This is a genomic window from Actinoplanes couchii, from assembly GCF_016862075.1.
Lineage (GTDB): Bacteria > Actinomycetota > Actinomycetes > Mycobacteriales > Micromonosporaceae > Actinoplanes > Actinoplanes couchii.
In genome coordinates this window covers 19,568-41,388 of sequence record NZ_BOMG01000125.1, presented here as the reverse complement: position 1 = coordinate 41,388, position 21,821 = coordinate 19,568, and the positions used below count along the sequence as shown (strand labels likewise).

The 21,821-nt window shown below is 69.7% G+C and carries 23 protein-coding genes and 1 pseudogene; 13 read left to right on the top strand and 11 right to left on the bottom strand.

Translation table 11 applies throughout. The features are described from left to right. Window positions 1-5 precede the first annotated feature (5 nt). From Aco03nite_RS48630 to add, 3 genes are all read right to left on the bottom strand, one after another. Window positions 6-620, bottom strand: coding sequence for a class I SAM-dependent methyltransferase (locus Aco03nite_RS48630; protein WP_203809295.1), 615 nt, complete (start codon window positions 618-620; stop codon window positions 6-8). After that, window positions 617-1,333: a L,D-transpeptidase family protein gene (locus tag Aco03nite_RS48625; protein WP_239146055.1), complete on the bottom strand. Its 717-nt coding sequence runs from the start codon at window positions 1,331-1,333 to the stop codon at window positions 617-619. Before Aco03nite_RS48625 ends, Aco03nite_RS48630 begins: the two co-directional genes overlap by 4 nt. A 105-nt stretch (window positions 1,334-1,438) precedes the next feature. Then, complete coding sequence (add, locus tag Aco03nite_RS48620; RefSeq protein ID WP_203809290.1) at window positions 1,439-2,371, bottom strand: adenosine deaminase; 933 nt, start codon at window positions 2,369-2,371, stop codon at window positions 1,439-1,441. Between the two features lie 170 nt (window positions 2,372-2,541). Here add and Aco03nite_RS48615 point away from each other — a divergent pair, with 170 nt between their 5' ends. The 3 genes from Aco03nite_RS48615 (at window position 2,542) to Aco03nite_RS48605 (ending at window position 4,536) form a co-directional block, all read left to right on the top strand. Beyond that, complete coding sequence (locus Aco03nite_RS48615) at window positions 2,542-3,723, top strand: UDP-N-acetylglucosamine--N-acetylmuramyl-(pentapeptide) pyrophosphoryl-undecaprenol N-acetylglucosamine transferase (RefSeq protein WP_203809288.1); 1,182 nt, start codon at window positions 2,542-2,544, stop codon at window positions 3,721-3,723. Window positions 3,724-3,956: 233 nt separating this feature from the next. Then, entirely contained in the window at window positions 3,957-4,160 is a 204-nt protein-coding gene (gene cspE, locus Aco03nite_RS48610; protein WP_203809287.1) for a transcription antiterminator/RNA stability regulator CspE, read from the top strand. Window positions 4,161-4,254: 94 nt separating this feature from the next. Then, entirely contained in the window at window positions 4,255-4,536 is a 282-nt protein-coding gene (locus tag Aco03nite_RS48605; protein ID WP_203809285.1) for a hypothetical protein, read from the top strand. Window positions 4,537-4,644: 108 nt separating this feature from the next. Here Aco03nite_RS48605 and Aco03nite_RS48600 read toward each other — a convergent pair whose 3' ends face one another. Together Aco03nite_RS48600 and Aco03nite_RS48595 are read right to left on the bottom strand one after the other, a co-directional pair. Next, window positions 4,645-5,235, bottom strand: a complete 591-nt coding sequence (locus Aco03nite_RS48600) for a DUF4291 domain-containing protein (protein ID WP_239146054.1) — start codon at window positions 5,233-5,235, stop codon at window positions 4,645-4,647. 18 nt (window positions 5,236-5,253) lie between these two features. Continuing rightward, on the bottom strand, window positions 5,254-7,146 hold the full coding sequence (locus Aco03nite_RS48595; protein WP_203809283.1) for an ankyrin repeat domain-containing protein: 1,893 nt from the start codon (window positions 7,144-7,146) through the stop codon (window positions 5,254-5,256). A 53-nt stretch (window positions 7,147-7,199) separates the two neighbouring features. Between Aco03nite_RS48595 and Aco03nite_RS48590 the strand changes: the two genes are divergently transcribed. Then, on the top strand, window positions 7,200-7,667 hold the full coding sequence (locus Aco03nite_RS48590) for a GNAT family N-acetyltransferase (protein WP_203809281.1): 468 nt from the start codon (window positions 7,200-7,202) through the stop codon (window positions 7,665-7,667). Here Aco03nite_RS48590 and Aco03nite_RS48585 read toward each other — a convergent pair. Then, a complete protein-coding gene (locus Aco03nite_RS48585) occupies window positions 7,648-8,196 on the bottom strand; it encodes a TetR/AcrR family transcriptional regulator (RefSeq protein WP_203809279.1) in 549 nt (182 codons plus the stop codon). The two genes, Aco03nite_RS48590 and Aco03nite_RS48585, sit on opposite strands and share 20 nt — an antisense overlap. 48 nt (window positions 8,197-8,244) lie before the next feature. Here Aco03nite_RS48585 and Aco03nite_RS48580 point away from each other — a divergent pair, with 48 nt between their 5' ends. Beyond that, window positions 8,245-8,793, top strand: a complete 549-nt coding sequence (locus Aco03nite_RS48580; RefSeq protein ID WP_203809277.1) for a dihydrofolate reductase family protein — start codon at window positions 8,245-8,247, stop codon at window positions 8,791-8,793. Here Aco03nite_RS48580 and Aco03nite_RS48575 read toward each other — a convergent pair. Together Aco03nite_RS48575 and Aco03nite_RS48570 are read right to left on the bottom strand one after the other, a co-directional pair. Further along, window positions 8,780-10,105 carry an NtaA/DmoA family FMN-dependent monooxygenase gene (locus Aco03nite_RS48575; RefSeq protein ID WP_203809275.1) on the bottom strand — a complete coding sequence of 442 codons (1,326 nt, stop codon included), beginning with the start codon at window positions 10,103-10,105 and terminating at the stop codon, window positions 8,780-8,782. The two genes, Aco03nite_RS48580 and Aco03nite_RS48575, sit on opposite strands and share 14 nt — an antisense overlap. After that, on the bottom strand, window positions 10,102-11,220 hold the full coding sequence (locus Aco03nite_RS48570) for an LLM class flavin-dependent oxidoreductase (RefSeq protein WP_203809273.1): 1,119 nt from the start codon (window positions 11,218-11,220) through the stop codon (window positions 10,102-10,104). Before Aco03nite_RS48570 ends, Aco03nite_RS48575 begins: the two co-directional genes overlap by 4 nt. A gap of 123 nt (window positions 11,221-11,343) precedes the next feature. Between Aco03nite_RS48570 and Aco03nite_RS48565 the strand changes: the two genes are divergently transcribed. The 7 genes from Aco03nite_RS48565 (at window position 11,344) to Aco03nite_RS48535 (ending at window position 17,965) form a co-directional block, all read left to right on the top strand. Continuing rightward, a complete protein-coding gene (locus Aco03nite_RS48565) occupies window positions 11,344-12,015 on the top strand; it encodes a DUF1684 domain-containing protein (protein WP_203809271.1) in 672 nt (223 codons plus the stop codon). Window positions 12,016-12,043: 28 nt separating this feature from the next. After that, a complete protein-coding gene (locus Aco03nite_RS48560; protein ID WP_203809269.1) occupies window positions 12,044-13,528 on the top strand; it encodes an ABC transporter substrate-binding protein in 1,485 nt (494 codons plus the stop codon). Beyond that, entirely contained in the window at window positions 13,528-14,484 is a 957-nt protein-coding gene (locus Aco03nite_RS48555) for an ABC transporter permease (RefSeq protein WP_203809267.1), read from the top strand. Before Aco03nite_RS48560 ends, Aco03nite_RS48555 begins: the two co-directional genes overlap by 1 nt. Window positions 14,485-14,557: 73 nt before the next feature. Next, window positions 14,558-15,352, top strand: a complete 795-nt coding sequence (locus tag Aco03nite_RS48550; RefSeq protein ID WP_203809265.1) for an ABC transporter permease — start codon at window positions 14,558-14,560, stop codon at window positions 15,350-15,352. Beyond that, complete coding sequence (locus Aco03nite_RS48545) at window positions 15,349-16,131, top strand: ATP-binding cassette domain-containing protein (RefSeq protein WP_203809263.1); 783 nt, start codon at window positions 15,349-15,351, stop codon at window positions 16,129-16,131. Before Aco03nite_RS48550 ends, Aco03nite_RS48545 begins: the two co-directional genes overlap by 4 nt. Then, window positions 16,128-16,862, top strand: a complete 735-nt coding sequence (locus Aco03nite_RS48540) for an ABC transporter ATP-binding protein (protein WP_203809260.1) — start codon at window positions 16,128-16,130, stop codon at window positions 16,860-16,862. Before Aco03nite_RS48545 ends, Aco03nite_RS48540 begins: the two co-directional genes overlap by 4 nt. Before the next feature lie 89 nt (window positions 16,863-16,951). Further along, window positions 16,952-17,965: a heme-binding protein gene (locus Aco03nite_RS48535; RefSeq protein ID WP_203809258.1), complete on the top strand. Its 1,014-nt coding sequence runs from the start codon at window positions 16,952-16,954 to the stop codon at window positions 17,963-17,965. Here the strand turns inward: Aco03nite_RS48535 and lgt are convergent. Both lgt and Aco03nite_RS48525 read right to left on the bottom strand, forming a co-directional pair. Beyond that, window positions 17,951-18,748: pseudogene (lgt, locus tag Aco03nite_RS48530) on the bottom strand (prolipoprotein diacylglyceryl transferase); the annotation flags it as partial. The gene Aco03nite_RS48535 and the pseudogene lgt sit on opposite strands and share 15 nt — an antisense overlap. A 28-nt stretch (window positions 18,749-18,776) precedes the next feature. After that, window positions 18,777-19,385: a TetR family transcriptional regulator gene (locus tag Aco03nite_RS48525; RefSeq protein ID WP_203809254.1), complete on the bottom strand. Its 609-nt coding sequence runs from the start codon at window positions 19,383-19,385 to the stop codon at window positions 18,777-18,779. A 49-nt stretch (window positions 19,386-19,434) separates the two neighbouring features. Here Aco03nite_RS48525 and Aco03nite_RS53825 point away from each other — a divergent pair, with 49 nt between their 5' ends. Beyond that, window positions 19,435-21,666, top strand: a complete 2,232-nt coding sequence (locus Aco03nite_RS53825) for a HelD family protein (protein ID WP_239146053.1) — start codon at window positions 19,435-19,437, stop codon at window positions 21,664-21,666. Here the strand turns inward: Aco03nite_RS53825 and Aco03nite_RS54475 are convergent. Next, window positions 21,650-21,778, bottom strand: a complete 129-nt coding sequence (locus tag Aco03nite_RS54475; protein ID WP_275415994.1) for a hypothetical protein — start codon at window positions 21,776-21,778, stop codon at window positions 21,650-21,652. The genes Aco03nite_RS53825 and Aco03nite_RS54475 overlap by 17 nt on opposite strands. Between the last annotated feature and the right edge of the window lie 43 nt (window positions 21,779-21,821).

The following is a 21,821-nucleotide window of genomic DNA, read 5'->3' as shown; positions in this document are numbered from 1 at the left end:
AGATCTTATGAGGACGACGCCGTCAGGGACTGGAAGCGGAGCCCGTGCCCGGCGTCGACCGGATGGAAGTCGACCACGCCGAAACCGGCAGTGGTGACGAACCCGAGCAGTTCGTCGTCGGTACGCCGGGAGAAGAAGCGTGGCGGATCGTGCTGGTCGCCGTCGATCGGGCCCTCGGCGCTCTCGGTGCCGCCGTACACCCCGGCGAACAGGAGCCCGCCGGGACGCAGCACCGCCCGGATCGACGCCAGCACCGCGGCCAGGTCCCGGTTGGGCACGTGCAGCAGGCAGTTCATGGCGTACACCGCGTCGAAGGTTCCGGCCGGGAGGTCCAGATGCAGGAAGTCCCGCACGTGGGCCTCGACGCCCTTGGCCCGGCAGTATTCGACCATCACCGGTGACAGGTCCACCGCGACGACGGCGAGGCCCTCCCGCTGGAAGAACACGCTGTCCTGACCGGTTCCCGCGCCCACCTCCAGCAGCCGGGAGCCCGGCGCCAGGCGGTCCCGGAACGCCTGTCGTTCGGCGAGCTTCCACGGCTGCTTGGCGGAGCTGTCACGCCGGCCGGCATCGGAGTCGTATGCCCGGCGCAGGGGGCCGAGGAGGTCGTCGTATCTCATGCGCGGGTCAGGGCGGTCGACGGGGCCATCACGATGCGCGGCTTCTTGGCCGGTTTGAGCCACTTCAACAGACGGACCATGTCGGTACGGCTGACCGAGACGCAACCGGCGGTGGAGCCCTTGCCGCTCGCGTGCAGGAAGATCGCCGAGCCCCGGCGGGTGTCGGCCGGCTTGCTCGCCACGTACTGGCCCCGGGCCGCGCTCCAGCTCACCCCGGACGGGCGGTTGAAATTGATCACCGCGGCGTGCGCGTACTGGGTGGGGTAGGACGCCAGCCGTTCGGCCTGCCCGACACGCCAGGTGCGCTTGGCCGACGCGTACGGCTGGAACATGTTGTAGGTCTTGGCGTCCCGGTTGTCGCCGGTCCAGTAGTCGTTCTTGTCGACCTTGCGGTACGGCAGGGTGGTGCCCGGGTCGGCGCGCACCCCGAACGCCTCGGTGATCCGGTAGGTGCCCGCCGGTGTCGTCCCGGTGTCCTGGACACGTTGCGCGCCCCACACCCACCCGCCGTACCCGATGCGCGCTTTCATGGCTGTGAAGTGCAGCCGCCATTTGCCGTCGGAGCCGCGCTGGTAGGCGCGCACCGTGCCGTACGTCGACTTCCAGCTGTTGCCACTGACCACGATCAACTGCCGGGCGTTGCCGACATGCGCCAGTTTGTCCGGCAACGCCGCCGACGCGGGCGCCCCCGGCAACAGGACAGCGAGTAACACAAGACTCAGAACCGCCGCAATCCTTCGCACAATCGTTCACCCTCACCCAGCGCGGAGCGGATCTCCATAGGACGAACGGTCCTACCCCGCCCCGCGCTGAGGGAATCAGGCGAAGATCGCCTGTTGTGCGTCCGCGCGGATCCGGTCCAGATCGGCCGGAGTCAGTCCGGCCCGGGCGGCGGCGTCGGCGTACTCGCCGGACAGCGTGATCCCGGACGTGCGCGGATCGTCGGTGCACAGGGCCACCGGCACCCCGGCGGCGAGCAGGCGGCGCACCGGATGGTCGGCGTACCCGGTGACCGCGCTGGTGTGCACGTTGCTGGTCAGGCACACCTCGAGGGTGATCCGGTGCTCGGCCAGGTGCTCCAGCAGGCGCGGGTCCTCGGCCGCGCGCACCCCGTGCCCGATCCGTTCCGCGCCGAGATGCCGCACGGCGTCCCACACGCTCTGCGGGCCGGCGGCCTCCCCCGCGTGCACGGTGACGTGCAGTCCGGCGTCGCGGGCCCGGGCGAACGGGCCGGCGAACTCGGCCGCCGGGACTCCGGCCTCGTTGCCGGCGATGTCGATGCCACCGAGCAGGTCACGCCGGGACAACAGGGTGTCGGCCTGGGCGTACCCGAGGGAAGGTCCCAGATCCCGGAGAAGGATGCCGATCAGGACGACGGGCAGCCCGGCCTTCTCCGCCGCCGACCGGGCGCCGTCGGCGACCGCGTCGATCACCGCCTCCGGGGCGAGCCCGGTCTCCTGCCGGATGAACCAGGGACTGAACCGGATCTCCAGGTGGTCGAGGCCGTCGGCGGCGGCGTCCTCGACACATTCGCGGGCGGCCCGCACCCAGTCTTCCAGGCGCGGGAACGCCGACGGCGCGGCGTCGACCTTGGCGAGGAACGGCAGCAGCCCGCCGAGCGGCCCGCGCGCGACGAGCAGGTCCTCCGGGTCGGCGGCGGAGGCGAGCGGATGACCGTCCCGGTGGGCGAGTTCGAGGGTGGTCGCCACCCGCAGCGACCCTTCCAGATGACGGTGCAGATCGATGAGCACAAGGATTCCTGTTCCAGTAGGTCTCGTCAGCGGGCCGGGGCGCGGACGGATTACTGGTAGAAGTCCTTGCGATACGAGTGATCACCGAAAACGGCTCTTGTCATGATCACAGCCGCACCATAGCACCGGTTAAACTGCACCGCCGTTGTCCGAACCGCGATTGGCTCCGAATGTCCCTCTACAGCACCGGCCGTCTGCACTCACTGCGCATGATCGTCACCGGCGGTGGCACCGGCGGGCACACCTACCCGGCGCTGACCACGGTGCACACCCTCCAGGCCCGGCTCGCCGAGAGCGGTGACGCTCCGGAGCTGCTGTGGGTGGGTGTCGCCGACGGCCTGGAAGCGAAGATCGCCGTCCGTAACAACATCCCGTTCCGGGCGGTCACCACCGGCAAGCTGCGCCGCTCCCCGAACCCGAAGGAGCTGGCCCGCAACTTCGTCGACGCGTTCCGGATCCCGCTGGGCATCCTGCAGGCCGCGATGACGGTGGCCCGGACCAGACCGGCGGTGGTGCTGAGCACCGGCGGGTTCGTGTCGGTGCCGATCGGGCTGGCGGCGGCGCTGTTCCGGGTGCCGTACCTGATGCACGAGCAGACCCTGAGTCTCGGCCTGGCGAACCGGATCCTGGCCCGGGTCGCCACCCGGATCCTGCTCAGCCACGAGGCGTCGCTGGAGCACCTGCCGCCGAAGGCACGCGCCCGCGCGGTCGTCACCGGCAACCCGGTGCGGCCCGCGGTGCTCAGTGGCGATCCGGCGAAGGGCCTGGCCGCGTACGGGCTGGATCCGTCCGTCCCGCTGGTCCTGATCACCGGCGGCGCCTCCGGGGCGCAGCAGATCAACCGGATGCTGACCGGCGCGCTACCCGGCCTGCTGCAGCACTGCCAGATCGTGCACCAGTGCGGCAACCTCAGCCTGTCCGAGATGCAGGAGGTGGCGCGGGGTCTGCCGCCGCAGCTGGCGCAGCGCTACCGGGTGGTCGACTTCATCCACGACGAGCTGCCCGATCTGCTCGCCGCGGCGGCGGTCGTGGTGGCCCGCAGCGGGGCCGGCACGGTCGCCGAGCTGACCGCGCTGGGCAAGGCGTGCATCCTGATCCCGTACCCGGTGTCCGCCGGTGACGAGCAGCGGATCACCGCACGGCACCTGTCCGCCTCGGGCGCGGCCGTCATGCTCGACGGTGACACCGCCACCCCGGAACGGCTGCACGCGTCGGTGTCGGAGCTGCTGCTGGACCCGCAGCGGCGGGCCGGGATGGCGCAGGCAGCGGCTGCTCAGGGGCGTCCGGACGCCGCCGACCGGGTGGTCACCGAGATCCTGACGGCAGCCGCCGGGCGTACCTCGCGCGGGTAACAGAAACCGGGCGGCGCGACTTGGGTATGGCGCCGCCCGGACGCGGGGCGGGGCATGTGCTAGTTTGGCTCCGTTGCAGTTTTGATTTCCGTAGACGTTTGCCGGCGCTCGATGGGTTATCTGAACCCGTACGGGCGCTTTTTCGTTCTTCGTGTCGTTTCGACGCGGGTGATCAACGCGGCGGCAACCGGGGCCACACAACGTGGCCTCACCTGGCCTGCGAAGGAGCAGACATGACCATCGGCACCGTGAAGTGGTTCAACGCCGACAAGGGCTTCGGTTTCATCAGCCCGGACGACGGCGGCGCTGACGTCTTCGCCCACTTCTCCGCGATCGCCACCAGTGGCTACCGCAGCCTGGAGGAGAACCAGAAGGTGGAGTTCGACATCACCCAGGGTCAGAAGGGCCCGCAGGCGGAGAACATCCGCCCGCTCTGAACCACCCCGCGAACGGCGGCCCTGCTGTGTCAGCGGGCCGCCGTTCGGCCTTTTCCGTGAAGTGTGCTTTCGGTGAAATCTGGAGGACAGGGGCATGGCCACCACCTATTCCGGTCCGGCACGGCTGATCCTGGTCGACGGCGCGTTGATCCCCGGCATGGTGTCCCTCAACACCTATCAGCGCGGTGGAGCCAACGGCTGGGGTGGCTCGTTCCGCCCGGATCAGACTCCGGCGGAGCTGACCGAGGCCGGCGACGAGATCAAGCTGGAGTTGCCGTACGACCGCGAGGGCACGGTCACCGTGACCGGCACCCGCAAACTGCTCGCCACCCAGGTGCTGATCTCACTGGCCGGGAGCGGTCCCGTCCCGTTCTGATCTCTCGAACACCGGCGCGGCCCGTGCCGTTCTGATCGTTCGAACGTCGGTGCGGCCCGTGCCGTTCTGATCTTCGAACATCGGCGCGGCCCGTCCCGTTCTGATTTATCAGCCGCCGACCTGGATCCGCCGCGCGACGGCCGGGTCCAGGGGGTAGGGCCGTTCCGGAGGCAGCAACCGCCGAACCTTGGCGCCGTGCCCCGACCGCACCAGCCCGGCGATCCGCTGCACCGTAGGCGTGAGATCGGTCAACCCCACGACCCATTCCTCGGCGTACGCCCGGATCAGGTCCCGCCCGATCCCGACCTGAATGCTGTAGTGGTTGAGCGCGGCCCCCCGCAACGACCGCTCCGGATCCCACTGCACGTGCACATCGGCCTTGCTGAACGCGGCGTGCCAGGCGGCCGCACTCCCGTGCACCCCGGTCTCCGGCGAGGTGAGCACCCCTCGCGAGAGCGCATGCTCCCACCCCGAACGGGTGATCCGCACGGCGAGAGTCCGCTCCTGCCCGCTCTTGCTCCCCCAGTTGCTGCGATGCATGAGCCACAGCAGCGAGGGTTTGATCCAGGTCATCCGCGAGAACGAGAACGGCGCCACGAACCGCCCCGCCGCCAGAGCCGCATCAGCGACAACCGGCGAGTAGGCCTGGTACATGACGATGGTGTCCGCGTCGAAGTCGGCCCGAATCTCCCGTAACACCCGGCGACGATGACACAGTCACCTCTCCCCGGGCGACTCGTTACCGCCCGGGCGCACCCGGTGCAGGCCGGTCGGGGTGGTGAGCAGGACGGCGTTGTGGTGTGGGTCGTCGTGGACGGTGTGGATGTGGGGGTGTTGCGGGTAGTGTTCCAGGATCTGCCCGGTCGCGGCGTCCAGCAGGAGCAGGCCGCCGGTGGTGCCGACGGCTACGCGGGTGCCGCCGGCCGTGAAGCAGACGCTTGTCGGGAGCAGCGGGCCGGTGAAGTCGCCCATCGCGGCCCGGGTGGCGGCGTCGAGCGACAGGGTCCACCGTTTCCCGCCCTGCGCCAGCAACAGGGCCACCGACCCGGGTTCGCCCTTGGACCACCGCAGGCCCTCCGGCCGTGCGCCGCTGGCCAGGAAGGTCTTGCCGTCCGGCGCGTACGTCAGCGCGTCGATCTGGCAGTCCGTCCAGTAGTACTCCTCGGCCAGCGGCAGTTCCTCCACCTCCGCGTCGTAGTCGCCGCTGATGAACCGTTCGATGTCGATCACGTTGAGTTCGGTCTGCACATCGCCCAGCCAGGCGACCACCAGGTCACCGCCGGGTTCGAAGACGATCGCGTTGGCGCCGTGATGGAGGGCGTCGTGTTCCAGCAGTTCCCTGGCGGCCACGTCGAACACGGCGACCGCGGACCCTCCACCGGGCGACCACCAGCCGGCGGCGAGGTGGCTGCCGTCGGCGTTGAAGGACAGCCGTTCCGATCGTTGTGGCAGCGGGAACTCGTGGTCGACCGCGTCGAGACGGTCCCATCGGCGCAGGTGGACGGACTGGTTGGCGAAGCCGCCGAGGGCGAGCAGCGTTCCGTCCGGCGTACCGGCAAGGGTGTGGAACGGGGGTTCTCCGGTGTTGACCACCTCGACCGGGCTCGGCTGGTCGCCGTCGAGGGACCATCGGACGATCAGGCCCTCGGCCGCGCCGGTGACCGCCGACCGCCCGTCCGGGTGCACGACGGCGGCGTACTGCGCCAGCCGTCCGGCCTCCACCAGGGTGAACACCTTCAGCGGGACGTCCAGCAGGGGCCGGAGTCGGTCCCGCAGCGCCGCCTCGTCCGGGTGTTCGCCGGACACGCTCCGGTTCCGGTGGGTCAGGTGAACGGGTGCGACACCCCGGTGGTTGCGCCGGGCCGGGTCGGCGCCGTGTGCGAGCAGCAGCCGCACGGCGTCGACACCGATCTCGTGGGTGTTGCGATAGCTCACCGTCATGGTGAGGCACCACCACAGCGGGGTGTTGCCCGCATCGTCGGGGGTGTCCACCGGCACCCCGGCGTCCAGCAGCAACGCCATCACCTCCGGATCGCGCACCAGGTGCAGCGGGGTCCGCCCGCCCTCGTCGACGGCCATCGGGTCGGCGCCGGCCGCCAGCAGCTGCGCGGCGATGGCCGGCTGGCGGACGTCGTGCAGCGGTGTCACGCCCCGCTCGTTGGCGGGATCCGGTACGGCACCGGCCGCGAGCAGCATCCGGGCCGTCTCCGGGGTGGTCGCCCGGTGCAGGGCGGTGTAGCCGTGGACGTTGTGCCAGTTCGGGTCGGCGCCGTACTCCAGCAGCACCGCGATCACCTCGGTCCGGCTGTGGATCACCTGCTGGTAGAGGGCCATGCCGTCGGCCTGCCCGGAGGCGGCGCACAGGGCGCGGGCCACGTCCGCGGTGGTCGCCGCGTGCACCGGGATCTCCTTGCTCCAACCAAGCGCGAGAGGGTCGGCGCCGGCGGCCAGCAGCAGTTCCACGATCGGCAGCGAGCCCTGCTTGGCGGCCAGGTGCAGCGGGGTGGTGCCCGGTTCGCCGCCGCTCGGGTTCACGCCGTCGGCCAGCAGGCGCCGGACCTCGTCCAGGTCGCCACCGTTGACGGCAGCCATGATCGGAGTGAAGGCCATCGCCGGAACATATCGGTTGCGGGCCGGGCCGGTCACCGGAGATTCTCGCGATCATGACGTTCCCCTCGGGCCTGGTCGTCCGCCCGCTCACCGCCGACGACGCGCGGCTCATCGCCGGGTGGCGCTACGACGGCCCGTGGCGGATCTACGACTCGCGTGACTCGTTCCTCGGCAATCCGGACTATCTGGCGGTCGCGGGCTCGGACGGCGGGCCCCTGGTCGGCTTCTGCTGTTCGGGCGCCGAGGCCCGGGTCGCCGGGCTCCCGGCCGAGGACGAGCTGCTGGACGTCGGCGTGGGCATGGACCCGTCCCTGGTCGGCCAAGGTCACGGTCTGCCATTCGTGACGACCGTTCTAAACCACTATTGCGGTACGTCCGGAGCACAGCGCCTGCGGGCCGTGGTCCAGTCGTGGAACGAGCGCAGTCTGCGGCTGACCCGGTCGGCGGGTTTCGAACCGGTCGGCGTGCACATGGCCGGCGACGTCGCCTACACGGTCCTGATCAGGGAGTGCGAGGGATGAGCCGCTCGGCGAATGCCCGGATCGCCTGGTCCGGGTCCACCCCGGCGCCGATCGAGGTGGTGACCATGTCGAGCAGCAGCCCGTCGATCGCGTAGTGCAGCAGGGCGATCTCGAAGGCTCCGCCGGGCAGCCCGGTGCCGGTGTGGAACGTCACGTCGGCCCGGAACCCCTGCCGCAGCATGCCGCCCAGCGCGGTGGCCAGCCCGGGCCGGCGGGCCGCTTCCAGCCGTAACTCGATCAGGGCGCGGGTCAGGAACGGTTCCCGGGTGGTGCGTTCGACGATGTAGCGCAGGTAGCCGGTCATGTCGGTCGCGGTGAAGTCCGGGTCGGGGGCGAACCGCTCGAAGATCCGCTCGCCCAGCGCGCCGAGCAGGTCGTCGCGGGAGCGGAAGTAGTTGGAGGCGGTACCGGTGGGCACCCCGGCCTCGGTGTCGACCGCCCGGTGGGTAAGCCCGCGGGCCCCGGCGTCGGCGAGCACCCGCAGCCCGGCGTCGGCGAGTTCGGCACGGCGTTGCGGGTTCTTGACCATGGCTATACTTTAACCACGACAGATGTAGTGGATGAAGGGTAGTGGACCATGCGAAAGCTCGTGTACTTCGTGGCCGCCAGCATCGACGGCTTCATCGCCGCGCCGGACGGGTCGTGGGATTTCTTCCAGTCCGGCGCCGACGTGATCGACTACATGCGCGAGACCTATCCGGAGACGCTGCCCAGCCACGTGCGCGGCCCCGGCACCCCACCCAACCGGGTCTTCGACACCGTGCTGATGGGCCGCAACACCTACGAGCCTGCCCTGAAGGCGGGCATCTCCCGGCCGTACGAACATTTGGAGGAGATCGTCTTCTCCCGGTCCCTGAAGCGGGAGACGGCCGACCCGCTGACCGTCGTGAAGCAGCTGAAACAGCGCCCCGGCCTGGACATCTGGCTGGCCGGCGGCGGTGATCTGGCCGGCCAGCTGCTGCCGGCGATCGACGAGCTGGTGATCAAACTCAACCCGATGATCGCCGGCGCGGGCATCCCGCTGGCCGCGACCGCGTTCGCGCCCCACCACTTCACCCTGCGTGACGCGACACCGTTGCCGAGCGGCGTGGTGGTGCTGCGCTACCAAAGCGCTATGAAACGGTGAGCCCCAGGTTGTCGCGGAGTGTGGAGCCCTCGTAGTCGGTGCGGAGGGAACCTCGCTCCTGCAGCAGCGGCACCACCTTGTCGACGAATTCGTCGATGCCGGTCGGGGTCAGGTGCGAGCCGATGATGAAGCCGTCTGATCCGTCGTTCTGGACGAACGCGTCGAGGCGGTCGGCGACCTGGGTGGGGGTGCCGATGAACTCGGTGCGGCTGAAGACGTGGATCGCCAGGTCACGCAGGGAGTACTTGTTGGCCTCGGCGATCGCCCGCCACTCGGCGACGGTTGCGAACGGGTCGGGGTGGATCCGGGCCCGGCCCTGGATGAACAGCGGCGCGTCCGGGGTGGGATCCACGTCGGGCAGCGGTCCGTCCGGATCGAAACCGGACAGGTCCCGGTTCCAGACGGTCTCCAGCAGGATCTGCGCGCCCCGCCCGGTGATCTGCGCGCGGCTGATCTCTCGATGCCGTTCCTCGGCTTCAGCGAGAGTGTCGCCGAGCACGAACGACGCCCCGGGCAGGATCTTCGGCGCCCGGCCGTACGGAGCCGCCCGCTGCTGGATGTCCCGGTAGAACGCCTGCGCCTCGGCGAGCGTGTGGTACGGCGAGAAGATCGCGTCCGGTCCCCCGCCGGCGGCGAACTCGCGGCCCTCCGACGAGATCCCGGCCTGCAGGATCACCGGCTGCCCCTGCGGGCTGCGCGGGGTGGTGAACCGCCCGTTGACGGTGAACTGTTTCCCGGCGAAGTCGAACGCCCCGGCGTCCGGCCGCCGCAGGAACGTCCCGCTCGCCTGGTCGGCGACGATGTCGTCGGGGTTCCACGAGTCCCACAGCTGCCGGGCGACGGCCAGGAACTCCTCGGCCCGCACATATCGGTCTTCTCGTTTCAAGAACCCGCCGCGCCGGAAGTTGCCGCCGGTGAACGCGTCCGACGAGGTGACGATGTTCCAGCCGGCCCGCCCGCCGGACAGGTGGTCCAGGGTGGCCAGCTGGCGGGCCAGCTCGTACGGCTCGTTGAAGGTGGCGTTGACCGTGGCGACCAGGCCGAGGTGCTCGGTGACCGCGGCCAGCGCGGTGAGCACGGTGATCGCGTCCGGCCGCCCGATCACGTCCTGGTCGAAGATCTGCCCGTCCCGTTCACGCAGCGCGAGACCTTCGGCGAGGAAGAAGAAGTCGAACTTCCCGCGTTCGGCGGCCTGTGCGGCATGTACGAACGACGCGAAGTCGATCTGGCTTCCGGCCGCCGGATCGGACCAGACCGTCGAGTGGTTCACGCCGCCGAGGTAGTGACCGAGAATGATCTGCTTACGAGTCATCGGGATGCCCCCTGGTAGCGGCTGGCCGGGCGGTCGAGTCCGAGGTGCCCGCGCAGCGTCGACGCCTCGTAGGAGGTACGGAACAGGCCCCGGCGCTGCAGCTCCGGCACGAGCTCGTCGACGATCGCGATCAGGTCCACCGGTAGGACACCCGGGCGCAGCCTTACTCCGTCGTACCCGAGCTGCTGAAGTTCTTCGATCTTGTCGGCCAGACCCTCCGTGACAATCCGGGCATCGCTAAGAAATTGCTCCCCATCCAGCTCATCCAGCCGCGCCTTGTCGGAACCGAGGAAGACCACCAGGTCAGCGAAGACCTTGGGCCCCTCCACCGCGATGTAAGAAGCGTCGGCCGGGGTCACGAAAACCACGTCCGCCTGCCGCTGCGCCAGCGTGTAAGGGATCTCCGAGTGTCCGAGAACGGTCACCAGCGGCTGCCCCTGTGGCGGTCGTGGGGTGATCGACGGCCCGCGCACCGAGAAGTGCGCACCCTGGAAGTCGATCCGGTGCAGCCGATCCCGGTCGATGAACCGCCCGGTGGCGGCGTCGCGGATCTCGGCGCCGTCCTCCCAGCTGTCCCAGAGCCGGCGCACCACCTCGATGTAGTCGGCGGCCTCGTCGAACCGTTCGGCGACGGCCTGCTCGATCTCCGGGCTGCGCAGGTTCTCCCGGCTGATCTCCAGGGCCGGGCGCCGCCCGAAGTGGGTGGCGTCCCGGAAGCCGCCGACCCGGAACTGCACCCCGGCCCGGCCGGTGCTCACGTAGTCGAGGGTGGCGATGTTCTTCGAGGTGTGGAACGGCTCGGTGTCGGCGGTGGTGACGGTGGGCACGATGCCGAGGTTCGCGGTGTGGGGTGCGACACGCGCCGCGATCAGCAGCGCGTCGAGCCGGCCGCGGACCTGGTCGACGCGGTCGTCCGGAATGAAGTGGGTGGCCTGCTGGAGGGAGAGGGCGTCGTCGATGGTGACGAAGTCGAGCAGGCCACGCTGGGCTTCGGTGACCAGGCCGGTCCAGTAGGCGGCGGTGAACAGGTCGTGGGGGCGGGCGGACGGGTCGCGCCAGGCGGCCGGATGCCAGCCCGCGCCGTCGAGGGCGACGGCGAGATGGAATCGTGTCACCCATTGAACCTATAGGAGTTAGAGGAAACGTCAACCGGTGCTGTGACCACCGTGACCATGGCGGGTAAACCTACCCGGAAGATAGGGTTGACGAGCCACCACAAGATCAACATCGGGGTCGTCATGACAAGCACCACAGAGGCGCACACGCGCTGGCAGCAGGCCCGGCACCGGGCTGTGACCGCCCCCACCGGCAACCTGGCCCTGATCGAGACCCGCTGGGGCGCCAGCGACACCGAGGCGGCCCTGGAGGGTCAGCCCGCCACGGTCACCGCCACCCGGCTGGTCCGCCGCGATCCGCGCACCGGCGCCGAGGAGCACGGGGTGCGCCTCTGGGACGCCGCCTCGCCCGCGATCAAGACCTTCGAAAAGATCGACACTTTCCCGTACGACCCGGAATGGGTCCTGGAAGGCCGGTACGTCGACGTGCCGGGCGAGCGCCGCGTCCCGTTCCAGCACGCCCAGGACACCGGGTTCACCCGTGACCTGCCGGTTCCCGGTGACCTGCACGTCACCATCGCCGGGCAGGACTACGTGCTGAACGCGTTCGACGACGACGGCACGCTGCTGCTGGTCTTCGGCGACCCCACCAACGGCAAGGTGACGTACGGCGCGGGCCGGTTCCTGGTCGTCGAGCGCAAACCGTTCACCGACACGGCCGTGCTCGACTTCAACCGGGCCTTCGTGCCGCCGTGCGGTTTCTCGGAGCACTACAACTGCCCGATGCCGCCGCCGCAGAACCGGATCGCCGTGCCGGTTTCGGCAGGCGAGAAGCTCCCCCTCTTCAGCAACTAAAGGGATTCAGCAACTAAAAGGAAACATCATGAAAAAGGCCATAGCAGCGCTAGCCCTGGCGGGCATGTTGGCGGCCTGCTCCTCCGGCGGCGAGGCGACAAACGCCAGCCCCGAACAGAAGATCATCCAGGTCGGCTCGGTCTACGAGCCGCAGAACCTGGACAACACCGCCGGCGGCGGTCAGGGCGTCACCGAGGCCCTGAGCGGCAACGTCTACGAGGGCCTGTTCAAGCTCACCGACGACGGCAAGGTCGAGCCGCTGCTCGCCAAGGACCAGAAGGTCAGCGACGACGGCCTGACCTACACGTTCACCCTCCAGCCGAACGTGAAGTTCCACTCCGGCAAGGCCCTGACCTCGGCCGACGTGAAGGCCAGCGTCGAGCGGGTGACCGCGGAGAACTCGAAGTCGGCCCGCAAGAGCAACCTTGCGGTGATCAAGTCGATCGCCACGCCGGACGACACCACGATCGAGTTCACTCTGTCCAGCCGGTCGATCTCGTTCGTCTACAACCTCAGCTACATCTCGGTCGTGAACACCGCGGCCGGCGAGCTGACCACGACGGCGGACGGCACCGGCCCGTACAAGCTGGGTGAGTGGAAGCGCGGCTCGACGCTGGCGCTGACGAAGTTCGACGGCTACTGGGGCACCGCGGCGAAGAACGCCGGTGTGGTGTTCCACTACTTCACCGACGCGACCGCGCTGAACAACGCGCTGCTCACCGGCGCTGTCGACATCGTCACCAGCGAGCAGAGCCCGGACGCCCTGGCCCAGTTCGACGGCAACGCCGACTTCAAGGTCAACGACGGCAAGTCGACGACCAAGCTGCTGCTCGCCTTCAACGACAAGGTCGCGCCGTTCGACAACGTCAAGGTGCGCCAGGCGGTCAGCCAGGCCATCGACGACCAGAAGCTGCTCACCTCGGTCTGGGGCGAGTACGGCACGCTGATCGGCTCGATGGTCCCGCCCACCGACCCGTGGTACGAGGACCTGACCGCGGTCAACGCGTACAACGTGGAGAACGCCAAGAAGCTCCTGGCCGACGCCGGGTTCGCGGGCGGGTTCACGTTCAGCCTGGACACCCCGAGTTACGACCCGCACCCGACGGCCGCCACGTTCATCAAGACCGAACTGGCCAAGGTCGGCGTCACGGTGAACATCAACACGATCACCGCCGACGAGTGGTACACCAAGGTCTACCAGAAGCGGGACTTCGCGGCGACGCTGCAGGAGCACGTCAACGACCGTGACGTGGTCTGGTACGGCAACCCCGACTTCTACTGGGGTTACGACAACAAGCAGGTCACCGACCTGGTGAACAAGGCCGAGCAGGCCGCGACCGCCGACGAGCAGACCACCCTGCTCCAGCAGGCCAACAAGATCATCGCGGAGGAGGCGGCCAGCGACTGGCTCTACCTCTACCCGCAGATCGTGGTCGCCTCGTCGAAGCTCTCCGGCTACCCGGTCAACGGCCTGAACGCCCAGTTCTTCGCGTACGGGATCGTCAAGAGCTGATGATCCGCTACCTGCTGCGACGGACGGCGATCCTGCTCGGGTCGCTGTTCCTCGCGGCGGTGGCGCTGTTCGTGCTCCTCCGGCTCCTGCCGGGCGACCCGGCCAACGCCCTGCTCCCGGTCGGTGCGACCGCCGAGCAGATCGAGGCCGCCCGGCGGGAGCTGGGCACGGACGCGCCACTGCTCTCCCAGTTCCTCACCTGGCTGCACGACGTGGCCACCCTCGACCTGGGCCACTCCCTGATCAGCACACTGCCGGTGGGCGACGAGATCGCCGGCCGGCTGCCGGTCACGGTCCCGCTCACCCTCGCCGCGTTTGTCCTCGCGGTGCTGATCGCGGTGCCGGTCGGGGTGCTCGCCGCGGCCCGCGCCGACCGCTGGTACGGCCCGGTCATCAACGCGGTCGCCCAGCTCGGCATCGCCGTCCCGGCGTTCTGGGTCGGCCTGCTGCTGGTCACCGTCTTCGCCCTGAACCTGCGGCTGCTGCCGGCCGGAGGCTTCCCGACCGACGGCTGGGGCGACCCGGCCGCGGCGGTCGAGGCCCTGATCCTGCCGGTGGTCACCATCGCCCTGGTGATGTCGGCGTCGCTGATCCGTTACGTGCGCGCCGCCACCCTGGACGTGCTGAACGCCGACTTCCTGCGCACCGCCCGCGCGCTCGGCGCCGGGCCGGTCGAGGCGTTCCTGCGGCACGGGCTGCGCAACGCCGCGGTCCCGGTGATCGCGGTCCTGGCCATGGAACTGGCCACCACTTTCCTGGGAGCGGTCGTCGTGGAGAGCGTCTTCACCCTGCCCGGCCTCGGCGGCATGCTGACCAAGGGCATCAGCCAGCACGACTACCCGGTGATCCAGGGCGTGATGCTGGTTAGCACCGCGACCGTGCTGGTCGTCGGGTTCCTCGGCGACCTGGCCCAGCGCCTGGTCGACCCGCGCCTGCTGCACCGGGCCGCTTCATGAGCGAGCTTGCGAGCGAATCATCCAGCACAGGTCAAAACTCATGCGGGCGCCGGAGCGAAGCGGAGGGGGCCGCATGAGCTGCCGGTCGCTGCACCTGTACGCCGGATTGTTGCTGGTGCTGATCGTGGTGGGCGGGGTGCTGCTGTCGTACGTCTGGCTGCCGTTCTCCCCGGACGACACCTCCGGCGGTCGACTCGCCCCACCCGGCGGGGAGCACCTGCTCGGCACCGACAAACTCGGCCGGGACCTGTTCACCCAGCTGCTGATCGGCGGGCGCATCGCGATCGGCACCGCGCTCGGCGCGGTCACCGTCGGCGGCCTGCTCGGGGTGACCGCCGGGCTGCTCGCCGGGTTCGCGTCCCGCTGGCTCGACGACGCGGTGGCGGTCGTGCTGGACATCCTGATCGCGTTCCCGACCCTGCTGCTGGCCATGCTGATCGTCGCCGGAGCAGGCGCGTCGCTGGCCACCGCGGTGTTCGCGATCGGGCTGGCGATGGCCGCGATCGTGGCCCGGCTGACCCGGGTGCTGGTCAAGCAGGTGCTGTCGAAGGACTACATCACCGCCGCCCGGGTGGCGGGCATCTCCTGGCCGCGGATCGTGGTCGACCACGTGCTGCCGAACATCGCGCCGACCGTGCTGGTCAACCTCGCCCTGCAGGCCGGTCTGGCGGTGCTCGCCGAGGCCAGCCTGTCGTACCTCGGCCTCGGCACTCCCCCGCCGAACGCCTCCTGGGGCCGGATGCTGTTCGAGGCCCAGGCCACCGTGCTGACCGCGCCGGTCGCCGCGCTCGCGCCCGGGATCGCCCTGGTCATGCTGGTGATCGGCGTCAACCTGACCGCCGACGGACTACGCCGGAGCGTCCGATGACCCTTCTCACCGTGGACGGCCTGACCATCCGCGACGCGTCCGGAAAAACCCTGGTCGAGGACGTCTCGTTCGCCGTCGGCGCCGGGGACCGGGTCGCTCTGATCGGCGAGTCCGGTTCCGGCAAGTCGCTCACCTCGCTCGCCATGATGGGCCTGCTCCCGCCCGGGCTGACCGCTTCCGGTCAGATCCGCCTGGACGGCGCCGACATGATCACCGCGCCGCAGGGTCGCGGGCAGGTCGCGGCGGTCGTCTTCCAGGAACCCCTCACCGCTCTCGATCCGCTGATGACCGCCGGGCGGCAGATCGCCGCGCCACTGCGGCGGTTCCAGGGGTTGCGCGGCGCGGCCCTACGGTCCGCGGTGCATGACAACCTTGCTGCGGTACGCCTGACCGACAGTGATCGGATCGCCCGGTCGTACCCGCATCAGCTGTCCGGCGGCCAGCGCCAGCGGGTGGCGATCGCGATGGCCCTGGCCTGCAAGCCGCGGCTGCTGATCGCCGACGAACCGACCACCGCGCTCGACGTGACCGTCCAGTCCGAGATCCTCGACCTGCTGGACCGGGTGGTCACCGAACAGGGCACGGCGCTGCTGTTCATCACCCACGATCTGCCGGTCGCCGCCCGGGTCGTGCACGACACCCACGTGCTGCGCGACGGCCGGATCGTCGAGTCCGGTCCGATCGCCCGGGTGATCGCCGAGCCGTCCCACCCGTACACCCGCACGCTCGTCGACAGCGCCCGCCGCTTCGACACCGCCCTGCAACGGAGACGGCCGTGATCCTTTCCGCCGATCGTGTCGGATTCGCCTACCGCACCGGCAGGCCCGCCCTCACCGACGTGTCCCTGGACGTCCGGGCCGGGCGCAACGTGGCCCTGGTCGGCGAGTCCGGTGCGGGCAAGACCACGCTGCTGCGCCTGCTCCTCGGCCTGACCAGACCCACTTCGGGCACCATCCGGTACGACGGGAACCCGCTCGCCCGCGGGAATCTGCGCGACTACCGGCGGGCCGTGCAGGCGGTGTTCCAGGACCCGTACTCGTCACTCGACCCCCGACAGAGGATCGGCCGGATCGTCGCCGAACCCCTGCGCGGCCTCGGCCTGGACACCGATCCGGCCCGGGTCGCCGACGCCCTCGACGCGGTCGGGCTGCCCGCCGACACGGCCGGCCGCTATCCGCACGAGTTCTCCGGCGGCCAGCGGCAGCGCATCGCCATCGCCCGCGCCATCGTCGGCAATCCGCGGCTGCTGCTCGCCGACGAACCGGTCAGCGCCCTGGACCTGACCACCCGGGTCCGGATCGTCGACCTGCTGGCGTCACTGTGCGCCGAACGCGACCTGACCATCCTGCTGGTCTCGCACGACCTGGGCGTCGTCGCCGAACTGTGCGAGCACACCGCCGTCCTGGAACACGGCCGTCTGGTCGAGCAGGGCGACACCGCCTCGGTCCTCGGCGCGCCTTCCCACCCGTACACCCGGAAGTTGCTCTCTTCGGTTCCTCGGCTGCCTTAGTCGGGTGACCGACAGGTATCAGGGGGTCACGACGTCGTTCCTGTGAGGGAAGGCACCACAGGGACAGACATCATCCGAAAGGGCTCTCCGTGACCAGTCCTGTGCACCTCGAACCGTTCACCGACGAACCGCGCCATCTCGAAGCCGCCCGCACCGGCGACCCGGAGCTGGGCCCGTTCCAGCTGCTGCCCGGCACCTGGGCCAACGTGCCCGGGCTGCCGGGCCGCGGCTGGAACATGATCGCCTTACCGTTCTCACCACCGCCCGGCGTCGGCGGGCCGCCGTTCCGGCTGCTGGTCAACCAGTACAACGAGGAACTCAAGTTCCAGCTGGTCGACAAGAAGATCCCGAACCGCGGCATCAATCCGGCTGACCCGGCCAACGGTGACCAACGGATCATCGCTCTCGACTACGAACAGGCCATCTCGCAGATCGCCGCCGACGACTTCCCGCAGAGCGGGCTGGCCGGCGACCCGGACCTGGCCATCCACCACGAACCCGGGCTCCTGCTCAACATGGCCGACCAGACGTTCCCCGGCGAACCGACCATCGCCCGGCTCGCGACCATCCCGCACGGCGACGCCGTTCTCGCCATGGGCAATCCGTCCGTGCTGAACGGCCCGCCGGTCATCCCCACGGTCAACGCCCTGCCCGTCGGGGTCAGCCAGGACCTGGACAGCCGCTACCTGGCCGCCTACAAGCACTTCCACGACAACCTGTTCCGGGGCCTGTTCGACCCGACCGACCCGACCGCGCTGCTCAAAGCGGCGAACGAGGGCGTCAACATCGTGCGGACCACGGTTCTCGAATTCGACTCCACCGTGGAACGGGGCGGCATCAACAACATCCCGTTCATCGTCCGGCAGGCCAACGCGTCCGAGATGAAGGCGACGTTCTTCATCCAGGAGATCGAGAACGAGGACGGCACCAACCGACTGCGGCTTCAGTACGTGCAGGACGTGCTGCTCGACTTCTTCCCCCGCACCGACGGCGGGCCGGGCCGCATCAAGTGGCCGCACGTCAGCATCAACACGATGGAGAAGGTCTCCGACGTGGTCGACACCTCGTCATACGCCCGGATGCCCGGCCAGGACACTCTCTGACTTCGGTCTGGTCCGGACGAAGTACACCAGCGCGAGGACGAACAGCACGACGGTGGTGAACACGTTCACGCGTACGCCGAAAATGGTGTTCGCCTCGTCGGCGCGCAGCAGCTCGATCCACAGCCGGCCGGCGGTGTAACCCATCACGTACAGGGCGAACGCTCGCCCTCGGGTGAACCGCCGGCGACGGTCCAGCCACCAGACCAGCGCCGCCACACCCAGATTCCACAGCGCCTCGTAGAGGAACACCGGATGGTAGAGCCCCGGCAGCAGACGGCCGGTGCTCATGTCGTGGATCTCCAGCCCCCACGGCAGCGTGGTGAGCAGCCCGTACACCTCGTTGTTGAACCAGTTGCCGAGCCGCCCGACCGCCTGCGCCACCGGCAGCGCGGGCGCGACCGCGTCGGCGACGTCACTCAGCGGCACACCGAGCCGGCGGGCGGCGATCCAGGTGCCGAGCGCTCCCCCGGCGACGGCGCCCCAGATGCTGATGCCGCCCTCCCAGATGTAGAGGGCGCGGATCGGGTCTCCGTTCTCGCCGAAGTAGGCCTGCGGGGAGGTGATCAGGTGGTAGACCCGGGCGCCGACGATCCCGATCGGCACTGCCCAGACCGCCAGGTCAGCGGCCAGTCCAGCCCGATGACCGCGGGCCTGTAGCCGCCTGTCGGTCATCCAGACGGCGAGCGCGATGCCGGCGATCAGGCACAGCGCGTGCGCCCGGATCGGGATCGGGCCCAGATGCCAGACGGCGGTCGTGGGGCTGGGGAGGGCAGCGAGAGTCACGACAGGCGACGGTAGTGGCCCGGAGCTGTCATAACGCTGAGAAACCACCGTCGAGAAGGCGGTAGGCGTGTTTGGCATGATCCACCGCGTCCGGGTGGACCTGGTCGGCGGTCTCACCGGCGGCGAGACGGCGCCAGTTCTCCCGGGCCAGCACCCGCTGCACGGCGATGATCTGCGCGGCGGCCAGCCGCCCGGTCAACGGCCGCGGTCCGTCGATCACTGCCGCCAGGGCTTCCTCGTCGCGGGCGACGTAGGCGGCGACTCCGGCGGCCAGACTCGGCGTGGTGAAGATCAGGTTGTGGAAGGCGAGCACTTCGGGCACGTCGTTGAGCCCGGTCACCGGGTCACGGCGGGCCAGCCCGTCCAGGAAGTGCGCTTCGAGAGCCTGCACCGGCGACTGCCCGCCGGCACGCTCCCGGACGACCCGGGCGGCCTCACCCTGATGATCGTCGATCCGGTGCAGGAGCAGCTCCTCCTTGGACCGGAAGTAGCGGAACAGCGTCGGCTTGGAGATCTCGGCGGCGGCCGCGATGTCAGCCACCGAGACCCGGTCGAAGCCGCGCTCCAGGAACAGCGTGATGGCGATCCCGGAGATGGCGTCGTGGGTGCGCTGCTTCTTGCGCTCGCGGAGGGACATGACCGAAGTGTAACTTGGACAAAAACGTTACCGGGTTACACTTTTGCGCATGCTGTCGCTCGCAGACGAACTCGACTACCTCCGGCGGGTCCGTGCCGCCCAGAACTGGATGCTCGACCACGCCCGCATGCGGGTGGCCACCGGCGAGCAGATCGCCGGTGACCGCTACACCGCCGAAACCCTCGGCCGGATGCTGAAGAGCCACGCCAAGGAACTCGCCTCGTCGCCCGAGGCCCCGCCCTACTTCGGCCGGATGGACCACGACGGCCATCAGTACTACATCGGCCGCCGCCGGATCACCGACGCCACCGGAACCGCCCTGGTCATCGACTGGCGAGCGCCGGTGTCCTCCCGCTTCTACCGGGCCGGCGCCCGGGACCGGCTCGGCGTCACCGCCCGGCGCCGCTACGGCTGGATACTCCCCCTCCCGACCACCCCAACCGGATCCACTCCCCCGGCCACGCCGACCGGATCCGCCCTCCCGGCCATGCCGAGCGGATCCCTTCCCCCGGCCACTCTGACCGGATCCGCTCTCTCGGCCACGCCGACCGGGTTCGCTCTCTCGGCCACGCTGACCGGATTCGAGGACGAGGACCTGCTGTCGTTCGGGGAACCGGGCCGACTGCTGGCCGAGGAGATCGAACGCCCCCGCGTCGGACCGATGCGCGACATCGTGGCCACCATCCAGCCCGACCAGGACGAACTGGTCCGCACCTCGCTCAACCGGTCACTGTGCGTCCAGGGCGGTCCCGGGACCGGCAAGACCGCGGTCGGTCTGCATCGCGCCGCGTACCTGCTCTACACCTACCGCGAACAGCTCAAACGCAACGGTGTCCTGATCATCGGCCCGAACCCGGCGTTCCTGAACTACATCGCGGCGGTGCTACCGGCCCTGGGCGAGCTCGACGTGCGCCAGCGAACCCTCACCGGCCTGCTCGGCACACCGCGAGCCCCCGACGACCCCGCCGCCGACCTGATCAAACACGATCCGCGGATGGCCGCGGTACTGGCCCGCGCGGTCCGGGCAACCGTGCGCCCGCCGACCGGCGATCTGGTCGTGCCGGATGGCTCGGTCCGCCTACGGATCCCCGAATCCGACCTGATCCGCATGGTCGACAAGATCCGCTCCGAGGATCCACTCCACGGCCTGGGCAGGGAACGCCTGCGCGCCAGAGTGACCGCCCTGCTCGCCCGCCGGATCGAAAGCCGCGGCGAGAGCACCGGCTACGCCTGGACCCAGCGGATCAGCAGGTGCGCACCGGTCCGGGCACTCCTGGACCAGGCATGGCCGAAGATCTGCCCGGCGGACCTGCTGGCCGATCTGCTGAGCGACACCACCACCCTGGCAACCGCCGCCGCCGGCATCCTGACCCCCGCCGAACAGGTCACGATCCGGCACCGGCGCCGCTCCCGCCGCTGGTCGGCCGCCGACCTGGTACTGCTCGACGAGATCGCCGGCCTGCTCGACCACCCGGAGCCCTTCGGGCACATCGTCGTCGACGAGGCCCAGGATCTGTCCCCCATGGAGTGCCGGGTGATCGCCCGCCGCAGCCGGCACGGCTCCCTGACGATCCTGGGCGACCTGGCCCAGGGCACCACCCCGTGGGCAGCCCGGGACTGGCCCGCCCACTTGTCGCACCTGGGCCACCCGGAGGCCCCGACAATCGCCCTGACCAGAGGTTTCCGAGTCCCGGCAGAGGTGCTGAACTACGCGAACCGCCTGCTGCCGTCCTTGGGCGTGCGAGTACCGGAGACCACGTCGTTCCGCACCGACGGCTCCCTGACCATCGACGCCCACCCCGACGTCCCGGCCGCCGTCCGGTCCGCCCTGACCCACGAGGGCTCAATAGCGGTGATCGCCACCGCCCCACGCCTACAAACGGTGATAACCGAACTGACCGCCGCAGGCCTGCAGCCAGCGATCACCGAACCCACCGCCACAGGCCCGCAGCCGCCAAACACCAAACCCACCGCCACAGGCCCGCAGCCGGTGAGTGCCGGACTCACCGCCGCAGACCCGCAGCCGGCGAACACCGAACCCAACGCCGCGGGCCTGGCACCCGTCACCCTCGATCCCGGCCCGGACCCGAGCCCGGTCGCGCCCCGGGTGACGGCACTCCCCGCCCACCTGGCCAAGGGCCTGGAATTCGACCACGTGATCGTGGTGAACCCGCAGGAGATCACCGAAGCCGAACCCCGGGGCCTGAACCGCCTCTACGTGGTCCTGACCCGAGCCGTCTCCCGCCTGGACGTCCTCACCGGGGTCAGTCCCCCTGAATGAATAGATATCCGCTCTGCTCTTCGGCCTCCACGTCGGCGTCACGAACCTCGGCGTTCAGAACCGTCCTTCCACGCTCGTGGAGCTGATTCTCGACATGGATCACCAGAGCCATCGCCCCAGCCTCCTCGGAACTTGCGGCGCGCTGTCTATACCTT